The sequence below is a fragment of the Streptomyces sp. NPDC001604 genome, assembly GCF_042893475.1.
Taxonomy (GTDB): domain Bacteria; phylum Actinomycetota; class Actinomycetes; order Streptomycetales; family Streptomycetaceae; genus Streptomyces.
Map to the genome: position 1 here is coordinate 354,518 of NZ_JBIAUY010000007.1, position 13,858 is coordinate 368,375.

Genomic DNA, 13,858 nt, shown 5'->3' on the forward strand with positions numbered 1-13,858 from the left:
GGTCAGTTCCCGAAGCGCTTGCGCACCCGGGACTTGAGGAGCTTTCCGGAGGCGGTGCGCGGGAGTTCGTCCGCGAGGACCACCGACTTCGGGATCTTGTACTTGGCGAGGCGACCGGCGAGCGAGGCCAGTACCTCGTCGGGGTCGACGGACCTGCCCTCTCGGGGGACAACGACCGCGCGCGGCACCTCGCCCCACTTGTCGTCCGGCACACCGATGACCGCGCACTCGACGATGTCGGGGTGGGCGAGGAGCTGGTCCTCGATCTCGGCGGGGTAGATGTTCTCGCCGCCAGAGATGATCATGTCCTTGATGCGGTCGACGATGTGGACGTACCCGTCCTCGTCGACCCGGGCCGCGTCCCCGCTGCGGAACCAGCCGTCGGCGAAGGAGGCGGCCGTCTCCTCGGGCAGCCCCCAGTAGCCGGGCATGACATGCGGCCCGCGGACCACGACCTCGCCCGTCTCGTCGACGTCGACCGGCGTGAAGTCCGGCCGGACGACACGGACATCGCTGAAGAAGTGCGGCACACCGGCCGAGCCTGCCTTGCTGACCGCGTGTTCCGCGTCCAGGAAGAGCGTGCCGGGGGACGCCTCCGTCATGCCGTAGCCCTGGAGGAAGGTCAGGCCCCGCTCCTGGTAGGCGGCGATGAGCGGGGTCGAGACCGGGGAGCCGCCGCAGGTGAGGATGCGCAGGGAGGACAGGTCCGCCTCCGGCCAGCGCGGGTGGCGGGCCACCTGCTCGAACATCGTCGGCACCCCGAACATGAAGGTGATCCGGTGCTGTTCGATCAGGTCGAAGGTGGCGTTCGGGTCGAAGGCCTCGACCAGGACACAGGTGCCGCCCTTCAGCAGCACCGGCAGCGTCAGCATGTTCAGGCCCGCCGTGTGGAACAACGGGGCCGACACCAGGGCGCGTTCGTCGGCGAGCAGATCGTGGTCGATGAGGACGTTGATCGCGTTCCAGGTCAGGTTGCCGTGCGTGAGCATGGCGCCCTTGGGACGGCCTGTGGTGCCCGAGGTGTACATGATGATGCAGGTGTCGTCGGGGACGACCGGCTCGTCGATCCGCTCGGACGAGGCGTCGGTGACCGCCCGCTCGTACTCGGCGCCCACCTCGACGTACGCCCGGACGTCCGTGTCCCCCGGCAGCCCGGCGACGAGCCCCGCGTGCGAGGGGCCGTACACGAGGGCCTTGGCTCCGGAGTCGGTGAGCTGGAAGGCGATCTCCGGGCCCGCGAGGCGGGTGTTGAGCGGGACGAAGACCGCGCCCAGCGTGCCGGCCGCGAACAGGGTCTCCAGGTAGGAGGGGTGGTTCGGGCCGAGGTAGGCGATGCGGTCGCCGCGCCGGATGCCGCGGGCGCGCAGGGCGTGGGCGAGGCGGGTGGTGCGGTCGTACAGCTGCGCGTACGTGAGCGTGGTGCCGCCGTGGACCAGGGCGGTGCGGTGCGGGGTCTTGCGGGCCCGGCGTGCGGGCCATGACCCGAGTCCCTCGTTGCGCATCTACGGCCCCTTACGGCTTCGTCAGCCCGAGCAGGCGGGCGGCGTTCTCCTTGAGGATCTTCGGCTTCACCTCGTCCTTGATCGACAGCTTCTCGAAGTCGGCGAGCCAGCGGTCAGGGGTGAGGACGGGGAAGTCGGAGCCGAAGAGGACCTTGTCCTTGAGCAGGGTGTTGGCGTACTGCACGAGCTGCGGCGGGAAGTACTTCGGCGACCAGCCGGACAGGTCGATGTGCACGCCCGGCTTGTGCGTGGCGACGGCGAGGGCCTCGTCCTGCCAGGGGAAGGACGGGTGCGCCAGGATGATCTTGAGGTGGGGGAAGTCGGCGGCCACGTCGTCCACGTGGAGGGGGTTGGAGTACTTGAGCCTGATCCCGCCGCCACCGGGGACTCCGGCGCCGATCCCCGTCTGGCCGGTGTGGAAGAGGGCGATGGTGCCCGTCTCCTCGATCACCTCGTAGAGGTCGTACGCCACCGAGCGGTCGTTGGGGAAGAAGCCCTGGATGCTGGGGTGGAACTTGAAGCCCTTGACCCCGTACTCCTCGACGAGGCGGCGGGCCTGCTTCACGCCCGCCTTGCCGCGGAAGGGGTCGATGGAGGCGAAGGGGATCAGGACGTCGGCGTTGGCGGCCGCGGCCTCGGCGACCTCCTCGTTGGGGACGGGCGCGGTGCCGGTCGCGGACTCGGCGTCGACCGTGAAGATCACGGCTGCCATCTTCCGCTCACGGTAGTAGGCGGCCGTCTCCTCCAGAGTCGGCTTCCGCTTGCCCTCGACCTTGAAGTAGGCGGAGGACGCGTCGTGCAGGTCGTCGTCCAGGGAGGAGTGGCCCTTGGAGGAGACCTCCGCGTGGGTGTGGACGTCGATCGCGACGAGTTCCTCGACGTTGAGGGTCGCCATTTCTCAAGCCTCCGGGAACTTCGGGGCGGGGACGCCGACGCTCTGCAGTTCCGCGCCGACCGAGGTGGGGAAGGCGTCGGCCAGGGTGTCCGGGGTCCAGCCGCCGTCGGCGTAGGCCGCCTTGATCTCCTGCGGATGCGACCAGAGTGCCACCTTGTCGCCGCCGATGCCGATGGCCTGGCCGGTGATACCGCGCGCGGCCTCGGAGGCGAGGAACGGGACGAGCGCCGCACAGTCCTCGGGGGTGCCGAAGCCCTCGCCCTTGCGCAGGAAGTCCGGGAGGGGCTCGCCGTTCTTCATGGCCTCGATGTACGGGGCGAAGGCGGGGATGGTCTCGGTCATCGCGGTCGCGGCGACCGGCACGATCGCGTTGACGGTGATGTTCGCGCGGCCCAGCTCCATCGACCAGGTGCGGGCGAAGGCGGCGATGCCGGCCTTGGCGGCGGAGTAGTTGGTCTGCCCGAAGTTGCCGCGCTGCCCGGCCGGGGAGCCGACCAGGATCAGGGTGCCGCCCTCGCCCTGCTCGCGCATCCGGATCGCTGCGGCGCGGGCGCAGGTGAAGGTGCCCTTGAGGTGGGTGGTGATCACCGCGTCGAAGTCGTCGTCGGACATCTTCCACAGCACCTTGTCGCGCAGGATGCCGGCGTTGGTGACCAGGATGTCCAGCCGCCCGAACTCCTCGACCGCGCGATTCACCAGCCGGTCGGCGGCCTCACTCGTGCCGACCGGGACCACCTCGGCGACGGCGGTGCCGCCCGCCTCGGTGATGGACTTCACGGCCGCCTCGGCCACGGCCTCGTCGACGTCGTTGACGACCACGGACGCACCGTGGGCGGCCAGGGCGTGCGCGTAGGCGAGGCCGAGGCCCCGGCCGCTGCCGGTGACGACGGCGACCTTGCCGGTGAGATCGATGCTGGGCACGAGTGGATCCCTTTCGCATGGGTTGCGGCTTCGAGATCGAAGCTAAGAGCAATAATTGTTGACGTCAATAGTTGTTGCCGACCTATGGGTACGTCATGCTGGAATCACCAGGACGCATCGAGCACAGGGAGCCCGCCATCACACGCCAGCACGCCACCCCGAAGCCCATCGACGTGGACGAGCCGTGGATGCGTGGGCTGCACGCGGACACCGGCTACCTGCTCTACCGCCTGGGCCTGCGCTCCGGACAGCTGTTCAACGGCTTCCTGCAGGAGTCCGGACTGCGCCTGCGCCACTACGCGGTCCTGCGTTTCCTCGCCACCACCGACGGCGCCCTGCAACGCGAACTCAGCACCCGGCTCGGCTACGACCCGAGCGCGATCGTCGGCCTCGTCGACGATCTGGAGAAGCTGGGCTTCGCCGAGCGCCGCCCCTCCCCCGACGACCGCCGCAGCCGCATCGTCGTCCTCACCGAGGACGGCCGCGCCTTCCTGCGCGACACCGACGAGGCCGGCCTGCGCGCGACGAACGAGCTCTTCGAGCCGCTCGAACCGGCCGAACGCGAGACGCTGCACGCCCTGCTGCTGCGGATCGCGGGGGACGGGCTCGGCTGACGCGATGCACGCCCGCTCCGCCCCCGACCGGCTGCTCGCCGTGCTCGCCGCGTTCGACCACGAGCACCCGGCGCTGTCCCTCACGGACATCAGCCGGCGGGCCGGGCTGACCCTCACCACCGCGCACCGCCTGGTGGGCGCGCTCACCGACTGGGGCGCCCTGGAGCGGGACGCGTCCGGCGTCTACCACGTGGGGCTCAGGCTGTGGGAGGTGGCGGCGCTCGCCCCGCGCGGGCTCGCGCTGCGGCAGATCGCGCTGCCGTACCTGGAGGACCTGTACGAGGCGACGCACGAGAACGTGCAGTTGGCGGTGCGGGACGGCAGGGAGGTCGTCTACATCGAGTGGATCTCCGGTCGCAGCGCCGTCGGCGTGCACATACGGGTCGGGGCGCGCTGGCCGCTGCACGCCACCGGGGTCGGCCTCGCGCTGCTGGCGCACTGCGGTCCGGAGGAGCAGGAGGAGTACTGCGCGGGGCCGCTCGCCTCGTTCACGCCGTACACCATCACCGAGCCGGTGCAGCTGCGCCGGGTGCTGGCCGAGGTGCGGCGCACCGGGGTCGCGGTGAGCAGCCGTCAGGTCACCGACGACGCCCTGTCGGTGGCCGCCCCGGTGCGCGGGCCGGGCGGGGCGGTGGTCGCCGCCGTGTCGGTGGTGGTGCCGCAAGCCGATGCGCAGGTACCGGTGCTGGCGCCTGCGGTGCGGCTTGCGGCACGTGGCATTTCGCGGGCCCTGGGGTGGCGGCCGGCGAAGGAGCCCTAGAGATCGCTCAGCAGTTGCCGGACATCGGTTTGCCGGCGAACCGGTCGGTGAGCCAGTTGACCGAGTCACCGATGGCCTGCGGGTCGCCGAGGAGATGGTCGCCGGCGTACGAGGTCCACTGCGTGGCGATCCCCGCGTCGCAGTAGGCGCGGCGCGTGGCCTGGCCGGTGTCGGCGGGGATCACCTCGTCGAGGAGGCCGCGGTACTGCAGGACCGGGAAGCCGATCTCGTAGCGGGCACCGGATCCGGACGGGCCCACGCCGACGCCGAGTTTGTTGGTGTCGGCGATCTCGCCCCAGGTCGTGCCGTCGGGGCCGTGCAGGGCGTAGAGCTGGGCGAGGGTGAGCTTGTCCTTGGTGTAGTTCTCGATGTGGACGCCGGTGAAGCGTGCGACGGTGCCGATCGCGCAGAGCGCTTCGGCGTCCTTGACCGCCTTGCGGCCCGTGTCGTTGAGCAGTCCGTCGAACGGCATGTCCGGGTGGGTGACCGACAGGCCGATCACCGCGTCCACCAGGAACCCGGCGAACGCCCCGCCGTCCAGCGAGTTCCCGACCTGCTTCAGGTCGCCCGGGATCCCGCCGGACGCCACACCGGCCACCTTCACCTCGGGGGCGTACGACTTGGCGAGCTGCGCGGCCCACAGACTGCCCGAGCCGCCCTCCGAGTAGCCCCAGATCCCGACCCGGGCGTCGGGGCTCATCCCGCTGCCGGGCAGCCGGGAGGCGGCTCGTACGACGTCGAGGACCGCGTGTCCGGCTTCGGCGCCGGAGACGTACGGGTGGACCTGGCCGTCCAGGTATCCGGCGCCGTCGGTCGCCGCGACGGCGAACCCGGCCTTGAGCAGCGCCGCGATGTTCGGCCCCTCGTAGGCGTCCTGGTACTCGCCGGCGAGCTGCTTGGAGAAGGCGCACTGCGGTCCGATGCCGAGCGTGCCGGGCACGAAGGCGACCAGAGGCCGCTCGCCCGGGCCGTTCCACGCCTCGCGCGGCACGATCACCGTGCCGGCGACGGCGTCCTTCCTGCCGTGGCCGTCGGTGGAGCCGTACTGCACCTTCCAGGCATGGAAGGGGGTGCCGCTTCCCACCATGGGCAGGGAGTCGACCGTACGGCAGGTGATGACCTCTCCGGGCGCGGCACTCGCGCTCACCGGTGGCCGGTAGATGGCGGCGTCGGGATCGGAACACGCCCCGCTGGTTGCGGCCGTCGCGGTCACGGCCGGAACGGCCAGCAGCCCGCCGAGCAGGGCCCCGGCCCCGATGAGTGCGGCTCTCCGGTTGCGCGGCTTCTTCGAATGGTTCTTCGTCACCTCAGAACGTCCCTTCTGCGTGGTGACCAGGAGCCGCGAGGTTACGGACCAGTAGGTAAGCGCTGATAGTTAAAGGTCGACAAAACGGAGGCGGTCCGCTGCGCTCCGCTGACAAACCAGGTCGGAGACGACCAACGCCCCCGGGATATCCCTCTCACCGGCGAGGCCCCGCCCAGGGACCCTCGCGATACTGGAACGGCCCTTGCCCCGAGGAGCCGCCCATGTCACCGCAGTCCTGGTTCACGCAGGCCGCCGCGCGTCTGCGGACGGCGAATCCGTACGCCGTCGACGCCGCCCTCGCCGCGCTCGTCCTGTTCGCCGTCTCGCTGCAGTGGCTCTTCCCCGACGAGGGGGACGACCGGCTCACCTGGCAGGGCTGGCTGCTGGGGGCCGCGACGGCGGTGCCGCTGGTGTGGCGGCGGCGGGCGCCGTTCGCGACCGCGTGGGTGGTGTCGGCGGCCACGCCCGCGATGGCCGTCTACCACGCGCCCCCGCCGGATGTGATGTACGGCGGACTGGTCGTCCTGTACACCATGGCCGCCCGGGCCCTGCCCTGGCAGCGGCGCTTGATGCTGGTGGGCTGGGCGATCGGGGTCACCGTGACGATGCAGCACAAGGAGCATGCCCGGCCCTTCGAGTACGCCTTCCATCTGCTCGGCATTGCCTGCGCCTACGCGCTCGGACGGCTGGCCCGTGTCCAGCGCGCCTACACCGCGGAGCTGGAGGACCGGGCCCGGCGGCTGGAACGGGAGCGCGCCGCCGACACGGCACGGGCCATCGCTCAGGAACGCGCCCGGATCGCCCGGGACATGCACGACATCCTCGCCCACGCGGTGAGTCTCATGGTCGTCCAGGCGGAGGCGGGGCCGGTCGTGGTGCGCAGTGATCCGGAGCGTGCGGAGGCCTCCTTCGACGCGATCGCGGCGGCCGGACGGGACGCGATGGCGCAGCTGCGCCGGATCCTCGGCGTCCTCAAGGAGGAGCAGGGCAACGGCACTTCACCACAGCCGGGCGTGGCGGCGCTCCCCCAGCTGCTGCGCCAGGTCGGCGAATCGGCGGGCCTGCGCGTGGAGTTGCACACCACGGGCAACCCGCACCCGCTGCCCGCGGACGCCGAGATCGCCGCCTACCGCGTGGTGCAGGAGGCCCTGACCAACACGGTGAAGCATGCGTACGCTGCCTGCGCGACCGTCGAACTCGACTGGACGGAGGACCTGTTGACCCTCACGGTGACCGACGACGGACGGGGCCCGGTGGCGCCCGGCGGCGGGCACGGGCTGATCGGCATCCGGGAGCGGGCCGCCGCCTGCGGGGGCAGCGCCGATGCCGGGCGCGGACCGGACGGCGGCTTCCAGGTCGTCGTACGCCTGCCTGCCGCCGCTGACCGTCAGGCGGCAGGCCCTCTCGCCGCCGGGCGGGCGGGACTCCGACGAGAGGGCCTGGGGTGAGCATCCGGGTGGTCGTCGCCGACGACCAGGAACTGGTCCGCAGCGGTTTCAGCATGATCCTGGAGGCGCAGCAGGACATCGAGGTGGTCGCCGAGGCGGGCGACGGCGCGCAGGCGGTCGCGGCGGTCCAGCGGCACACACCGGACGTGCTGCTCCTGGACATCCGGATGCCGGTCATGGACGGCCTGGAGGCGGCCCGCCGAGTGTGTGCGCAGTCCTGCTGCAAGGTCGTCATGCTGACCACGTTCGACCTGGACGAGTACGTGTACGAGGCGCTGTACGCGGGCGCCAGCGGCTTCCTCCTCAAGGACGTGCGCCGCGACGACCTGGTGCACGCCGTACGGGTGGTCGCGGCCGGCGACTCGCTTCTCGCGCCGACGGTGACCCGACGGCTGGTCGCGGACATCGTGCAGCGGCGCCGCGAGCAGACCGCCGCCGAGGTCACCCCGCAGCGTCTGGACGCCCTGACCGCCCGCGAGGTGGAGACGCTGCGGCTGCTGGCCCGCGGCCTGTCCAACGCCGAGATCGCCACGGCCTTCTTCGTGAGCGAGCACACCGTCAAGACCCATGTCAGCAACGTGCTGAGCAAGCTGGGGCTCAGGGACCGGGTGCAGGCGGTGATCTGCGCGTACGAGACGGGGCTGGTGACACCGGGGGCCTCCTAGTCCGCCCGGTCCGGCTCGTCGCCGAGTTCCTCGAAGAGGGTCAGCTGGAGGGCGCCCGGAGCTTCGAGCCGGGAGTTCAGTGAGTTCCACGGGGTGCGTGTCGGCTCGGCGAGAACCTCGGCCCCTGCTGCGGACAGTCGGGCCGTGGCGACGCCGGCGTCGTCGACCTGGAAGGCGACCCGGATGTGCCCGGCCACGCGGTGGCCCACCTCGACGTCGTCGATGAAGGCGGCGTGGTTCGGGTCGGTCAACTCCAGTGTGGCGCGGCCCGCTTCGAGGATGGTGACTCTGCCGTCGGGAGACGAGAAGGCGGCGCGCTCGGGCAGGCCGAGAACGTCCCGGTAGAAGCGCAGGGCCTCGTCGTAGTCGGGCGCAGTGACGACGAGACGGAGTTCGCGGACGGCGGGTTCACCGGACATACGGGCTCCTTCGAGATCGCGGTTGTTCTGCTCCCCCAACTCCGGTGCCCGGGCGCGGGATTCCCGCCGTCTCCCTCTCAGGAGTGAGCCGACCGTCTGCCTCCCTCGTACGACCGAGGCCCCGAAACCGCTCCCCCCGGCGATCCGCCACACCCTCCGTCACCACGAGCCTGAGGGCGATGAGAACCGACGACCCGCCTGGAGGAACCGTGCTTTCCACACTCGCCCGGGCAGCGACCCGCCGCCCGCTGACCGTCATCCTGTTGTGGGTGCTCTTCCTGCTGCTCGGCTTCGGGCTGGGGACGGGCGTCTTCGGGCGGCTCTCCGACAACGTGCCCGAGGTGCCGGGCACCGAGTCGGAGCAGGCCGCCCAGTACCTGGACCACGCCGACCCGACGGGCGAGTCGATCACCGCCGTCGTCGAGGGGACCGCCGTCTCCGACCCCGGGCTGCGCGAGCAGGTCGAGCGGGCCGTGGCCGACGTACGAGACATCGCCGGTGTCGCCGCGGTGCCGGACCCGTACCGGACCCGCGGCCTCACCGCCGCCGACGGACAGGCCCTGATCGTCCCCGTCACCTTCAAGGGCGGTCTCGACGACGACGCCGAGGAGAAAGCGGTGGACGCGGCGACCGACCGCATCAAGCAGATCGACGCACCCGAAGTCCACGTCAGCGGCGGCCCGTTGCTGGGCAAACAGCTGGGTGAACGGGCCCAGCAGGACGTGAAGAACGCCGAGTTGATCTCACTGCCCGTCGTGCTCGCCCTGCTGCTCGTGGTGTTCGGCGGACTGCGCGCGGCCGGACTGCCACTGGTGATCGCGGTGAGCGGGATCGCGGGCGCCTTCCTGGCCCTGTTCGGGTTCAGCCAGGTCACCGACGTCTCGGTGTACGCGATCCAGGTGACGACCATGCTGGGCCTCGGACTCGCCGTGGACTACGCCCTGTTGATGCTGGTCCGCTTCCGCGAGGAGCGCCGGCACACCGAGGACGTCGTGGAGGCGGTGCACCGGACGGTCGCCGCGGCCGGGCGGACGGTGTTGTTCTCCGGGCTCACGGTGGCCGTCAGCCTGACCGGTCTGCTGGTCTTCCCCAGCGTCTTCCTGCGCAGCATGGGCCTGGCGGTGGCCGCCGTGGTCGTCATCGACATGCTGGCCGCGCTGACACTGCTGCCGGCGCTGCTGGCCAGGTTCGGCGCGAAGATCGCCCCGGCGAAGGCCGTGCCGGAGGGCGAGGAGGGCCGCTTCTTCGCCCGTGTGGCCCGCTTCTCGGCCCGCCGCCGCGTCGCCGTCCTGGCCACGGTGGTCCCGGCCCTGCTCGTCCTGGCCTTGCCCGTCACCGGCATGAGGATCGAGATCGGCGACGCGACACAGCTGCCCTCGAGCACCGAGGCACGGCAGTTGTACGACACCGTCGACGCGCACTTCCCGGCGGGTACGGGGGTCTCGCCGGTCACCGTCGTCCTCAAGCCGGGGACCGACTCCGCGACCGCTGACCGGATCCGCGCCCTGTCTCCGACGGCACAGTCCCGCGAACTGCCCGACGGCGGGGCGGTCGTACAACTCCAGCCGTCGGGCCGGGTGGACGGCAAGGAGGCCACCGACCTGGTCAGGCGAGTACGGGAGCTGCGCGGCACCGAACCGGTCCAGGTCACCGGCTCCGCCGCCCGTCTGGTCGACTTCCGCGCGATGCTCTCCGACCGGGCGCCCTGGGCCGCCCTGACGGTGCTGGCCGGCATCTTCGTCCTGCTGTTCGCGTTCACGGGCTCGGTGCTGATCCCGCTGCGCACGATCCTGACCACGCTGCTCAGCCTGGGCGCGGCGCTCGGCGCGGTGGTGTGGGTCTTCCAGGACGGCCACCTGGCCGGCGCGCTGGGCGCCGAGGGCCTGGGCGCGCTGAGCCTGACCGCGCCGCCCCTGATCGTCGCGATCGCCTTCGGACTGGCCATGGACTACGAGCTGTTCATCCTGGCCCGGATGCGGGAGGCTCGGCACCTGACCGGCGACGACCAGGAGGCCGTGGTGACCGGCCTGCGCCGCTCCGGCCGCGTGGTGACGTGCGCCGCCCTGCTCCTGGCCGTCGTCTTCGGCGCCTTCATGACGGGCGGCTTCTCCCCCATCCTCCAGATCGGCCTCGGCCTCACCCTCGCGGTCCTGGTCGACGCGACGGTCGTACGCATGCTGCTGGTACCGGCCACGATGACGCTGCTGGGGCGGTGGGCGTGGTGGGCGCCGGGGCCGCTGCGGCGGGTGCACGACCGGTTCGGCTTGCGCGAAGAGCCAACGGAGCAGCCGGAGTTGGTGAGCCACTGACCCGGGTCGGCTGTCCCGCGCCCCTTTTTGGGGGCGCGGGGCTGTATCAATATGCGGCTGCGCCGCGTGGGCGCGACCAGCCACGGCTCCGCCGCAGACGCTCAACGACCCCTCGTGGCACACCCCTCGGCGTCTCACGCAGGCAAACCCGCCCGCATCCGCCGATCCCGCGGCGCCTCCTTCCGCTCCAACCGCGCATCCAACAGCCGACGCGCAGCGTCACACCGCCCCGCCGACACCAGCGCGTACAGCAACGTCTCCTCGACGACCTCCCGTTGAGCGGCACTGCCGCCAACGCGCCGCAGCACCGGCAACACCGCGTCAAGCCCCCGGACGGCGTCCTGGAACCGCTCCTCCACCACCGCGGCGAACGCCTCGCACAGGGGCACGATCACCTCCCGCTGCACCTCGTCGGCGCCGGCGGCATGGTCGCGCAACCGCTGCAGCGCCGCCAGATCCCCCGCAGCGGCGAGAGCCACGGCCGCATGCAGGGCTGTGAAGGCGGTGGCCGGACGTTCCAGGACGTCCAGGGCGACCGTGCCCAGGACGTCCCCCGCGGGCAGCTCACCCCGCCAGCTGTCGCTCAGCCGGGCCCGCCACAGCAGCGACCCCGAGTCGACGAGTGCCCGCACCCCGGTCACCACCCGCCCCGGTGCGAGCTGCGCGAACCAGCGCCTGCGCACCGCCGCCGGGTCGTCGAGGGCGAGTTCGTGCAGGGCGATGTGCCAGGAGAAGTGGGCCCGGTGGACGGCGCCCCGGCCCTGCCCGGACACCCAGCCGTCCAGCCAGTCGCGGCCCGCCTCGTGCACGCCGGACTCGTAGTGGACATGCGCCAGGGCGTGCACGGCGTGTCCGGAGGCCGGCTCCACGGCCAGAGCGCGGTGGGCGAGCTCACCGGCCTCGTGCAGCCGCCCCTGCTCCTGCCGGAGGAAGGCGAGCAGGGAGGTGTGGAACCAGTGGCCGTCGTAGGCGGGAGACGTCCGCTCGACCAGCCGCAGCGCCTGGTCGTCGTCGAGGTCGGTGACACCGGAGAAGGCGATGGTGGGCACGGCAGTGGCCAGCGCGAGCGCGTCGGCGGGGTACGCGTCGAGGTGGCGTACGAGGGCGGTGTCGCCGTCGTCGCCGTGCACCCGGCGCGTGACCACCTCCACGAAGGACCGCTCCCGCTCGTCGGCGTGTTCGCGCGCGGAGCGCTGCGCGTCGGCGAGTGCCCGCGGTACGTCGACGGCTGCGCCGCACTCGTGGCCGAGCAGGGCGAGGGCCGCGTGGCCGAGGGCGAACCCGGGGTCGAGGGCGACGGCCCGGGCGAAGGCGTCCTCGGCGCCGGCGCGGACCTTGAGGACCCGGTTGAGGCCGCTGCGGTAGGCGGCGGCCGCCTCGGCGTGGGTGGACAGGGCGAGTCCGTGTCCGTCGACGGGACGGCGGGAGGCGCGGGGCCTGCCCGTCCTGCCCGTCAGCGGGGCGAGCAGCTGCGCTGCCAGGGCTGCCGCCTGGACGCGGATCTCGGGGATCGCGGTCGTCTCCCACAGTTCGCCGCGGCGCGGGGCGCCCAGCGTGAACAGCGGGCGGTCCGCGCGGCCTTCGGAGTCCAGCAGCCGCCCGTCGCGGGTGGCCACGCCCATGCCGAGCGGGCCGGGGACGGCGGCCCCGGATGCGAACAGGGAGCGCCACAGGGGGTCGTCGAACCGCCGTCCCGGCCCGGTGCAGTCGATCACCCAACCGACGTGCAGCGTACGGCCGTTGGAGAGGGTGACCAGCAGTGAGCCGTCGTGCTCGGCCGCGTCCGTCACCGCGCCGGTGTGGACGGTGAGGCGTCGGGCCGTACGGGCCCGGGCGACGGACTCGGCGGTGGCGGGGGCCATGCGGTGGCGGTGGGTGTTCCACAGGGCGCCCTCGCGGGCGAGGAACTCGGCCCGGTCCTCGGGGGTGAGGCTCTGCCAGAGGCGGGCGGTGTGCGGGCGCAGGCTGTCGAGGGCCGGGCGCCAGTCCCCGTGGGTGCGCACGGAGCGGCTGATGTGACGGTAGACGGCCCTGCGCAGGCGGCCCAGCGAGGTGTCGTCGAGACCCTCGGGGGCGCCCATCGGGCCGGCCGGGGTGAGGGCGTGCGGCTGCGGCAGCAGGCCGCTGCGGGAGAGGGCGTGGACCGTGCGGCCCGGGCGGTCGAGGGTGAGGGAGAGGTCGACGGCCGTCAGGCCGGTGCCGACGAGGAGGACGTCGGCGGTGTCGGAGAGCGGTCCGTCCAGGGCGCCCGTCGCCCAGGGCACGGCGACGAAACGGGCCGAGGCGCGCAGGGCGGGCGGGGCCCAGGTCGCGGAGGGGGCGGCGGGGCCGGTGGCTAGGACCGCGCTGTCCACGGCGAGATGTCCCCCGTCGGCGAGGCGGAGCGCCGGCCCGCCCCCGGGGGTGTCGGTACAGCGCTCGGCGCGGGTGCGCAGCCGTCGCACCGTCACCGTGCCCTGCGCCCGGACGATGGCCTGCGCGAGGGTGTCGGCGAGATAGGCGCCGTAGCGGTAGCGGGTGGCGAAGTCGGCCGCGGTGACGGACGGTTCGCCGTGCCGGCACAGCCAGCGGGTGAAGTGGCCGGGGTCGTCGGGATAGCAACTCATGCCGCCCGCGGGCACGTTGAGGCGGTGGCGCGGGTCGCGGGTGGCGTACGCGGTGCCGCGGCCCGCCTCCGGGGCCGGGTCGAGAAGGACGAGGCCGAGCGGTGTCCGGCGGCGCGTCGCCGTCTCGCAGAGCTGGACGGCGGTCAGCGTGCCCGCCGCGCCCGCTCCGACGACGGCCACGGTGTGCGGCTCGCGGACTTCGGTCACGTATACCTCCGGCGGTGGTCGGTCGCTCAGAGCCCCGGTCGGGCCGCTCATACTCTGTTCACAATCCCAAGGGCTGAGACAACCGTGGTTTCAGGCCTTCTCAGGGCGACTCCTCACCCGAATCTCAGGAATCGGCCCGGAAATTCAAAGGATCAACAAATCTGCGCGGCCCAGGATGCACCCGGTAAAGGTGGACATCCCAGAAA

Annotated in this window: 11 protein-coding genes; 5 read left to right on the plus strand and 6 right to left on the minus strand. The window is 72.2% G+C overall.

The window, feature by feature from the left end; genetic code table 11:
• Positions 1-2: 2 nt before the first annotated feature.
• The 3 genes from ACFY1E_RS22305 to ACFY1E_RS22315 are packed head-to-tail and all read right to left on the minus strand — an operon-like array spanning position 3 to position 3,318.
• The gene (locus ACFY1E_RS22305) at positions 3-1,502 is read right to left on the minus strand and encodes a long-chain fatty acid--CoA ligase (protein ID WP_389078536.1); all 1,500 of its coding nucleotides are present in this window, start codon (positions 1,500-1,502) and stop codon (positions 3-5) included.
• Between the two features lie 10 nt (positions 1,503-1,512).
• Positions 1,513-2,397, minus strand: a complete 885-nt coding sequence (locus tag ACFY1E_RS22310; RefSeq protein WP_389078538.1) for an amidohydrolase family protein — start codon at positions 2,395-2,397, stop codon at positions 1,513-1,515.
• A 3-nt stretch (positions 2,398-2,400) separates the two neighbouring features.
• On the minus strand, positions 2,401-3,318 hold the full coding sequence (locus ACFY1E_RS22315; protein WP_389078541.1) for an SDR family NAD(P)-dependent oxidoreductase: 918 nt from the start codon (positions 3,316-3,318) through the stop codon (positions 2,401-2,403).
• A gap of 188 nt (positions 3,319-3,506) precedes the next feature.
• Here ACFY1E_RS22315 and ACFY1E_RS22320 point away from each other — a divergent pair, with 188 nt between their 5' ends.
• Together ACFY1E_RS22320 and ACFY1E_RS22325 are read left to right on the plus strand one after the other, a co-directional pair.
• Positions 3,507-3,932 carry a MarR family winged helix-turn-helix transcriptional regulator gene (locus ACFY1E_RS22320; RefSeq protein ID WP_389078645.1) on the plus strand — a complete coding sequence of 142 codons (426 nt, stop codon included), beginning with the start codon at positions 3,507-3,509 and terminating at the stop codon, positions 3,930-3,932.
• 4 nt (positions 3,933-3,936) lie between these two features.
• Positions 3,937-4,692, plus strand: coding sequence for an IclR family transcriptional regulator (locus ACFY1E_RS22325; protein ID WP_389078543.1), 756 nt, complete (start codon positions 3,937-3,939; stop codon positions 4,690-4,692).
• Between the two features lie 7 nt (positions 4,693-4,699).
• Here the strand turns inward: ACFY1E_RS22325 and ACFY1E_RS22330 are convergent, their stop codons facing one another.
• Positions 4,700-5,998: a lipase family protein gene (locus tag ACFY1E_RS22330; protein WP_389078546.1), complete on the minus strand. Its 1,299-nt coding sequence runs from the start codon at positions 5,996-5,998 to the stop codon at positions 4,700-4,702.
• 221 nt (positions 5,999-6,219) lie between these two features.
• On the opposite strand from ACFY1E_RS22330, the gene ACFY1E_RS22335 reads away from it, so the two are divergent.
• Both ACFY1E_RS22335 and ACFY1E_RS22340 read left to right on the plus strand, forming a co-directional pair.
• Positions 6,220-7,446 carry a sensor histidine kinase gene (locus ACFY1E_RS22335; protein ID WP_389078548.1) on the plus strand — a complete coding sequence of 409 codons (1,227 nt, stop codon included), beginning with the start codon at positions 6,220-6,222 and terminating at the stop codon, positions 7,444-7,446.
• On the plus strand, positions 7,443-8,111 hold the full coding sequence (locus ACFY1E_RS22340; RefSeq protein WP_389078551.1) for a response regulator: 669 nt from the start codon (positions 7,443-7,445) through the stop codon (positions 8,109-8,111). The genes ACFY1E_RS22335 and ACFY1E_RS22340 overlap by 4 nt, the downstream gene beginning before the upstream one ends.
• Here the strand turns inward: ACFY1E_RS22340 and ACFY1E_RS22345 are convergent.
• Positions 8,108-8,530 (minus strand): VOC family protein, encoded by a 423-nt coding sequence (locus tag ACFY1E_RS22345; RefSeq protein WP_389078553.1) that lies wholly within the window; start codon positions 8,528-8,530, stop codon positions 8,108-8,110. The genes ACFY1E_RS22340 and ACFY1E_RS22345 overlap by 4 nt on opposite strands.
• A gap of 209 nt (positions 8,531-8,739) precedes the next feature.
• On the opposite strand from ACFY1E_RS22345, the gene ACFY1E_RS22350 reads away from it, so the two are divergent.
• Positions 8,740-10,839: an MMPL family transporter gene (locus ACFY1E_RS22350; RefSeq protein WP_389078556.1), complete on the plus strand. Its 2,100-nt coding sequence runs from the start codon at positions 8,740-8,742 to the stop codon at positions 10,837-10,839.
• Between the two features lie 134 nt (positions 10,840-10,973).
• Here ACFY1E_RS22350 and ACFY1E_RS22355 read toward each other — a convergent pair whose 3' ends face one another.
• On the minus strand, positions 10,974-13,652 hold the full coding sequence (locus ACFY1E_RS22355; RefSeq protein ID WP_389078558.1) for an FAD/NAD(P)-binding protein: 2,679 nt from the start codon (positions 13,650-13,652) through the stop codon (positions 10,974-10,976).
• Between the last annotated feature and the right edge of the window lie 206 nt (positions 13,653-13,858).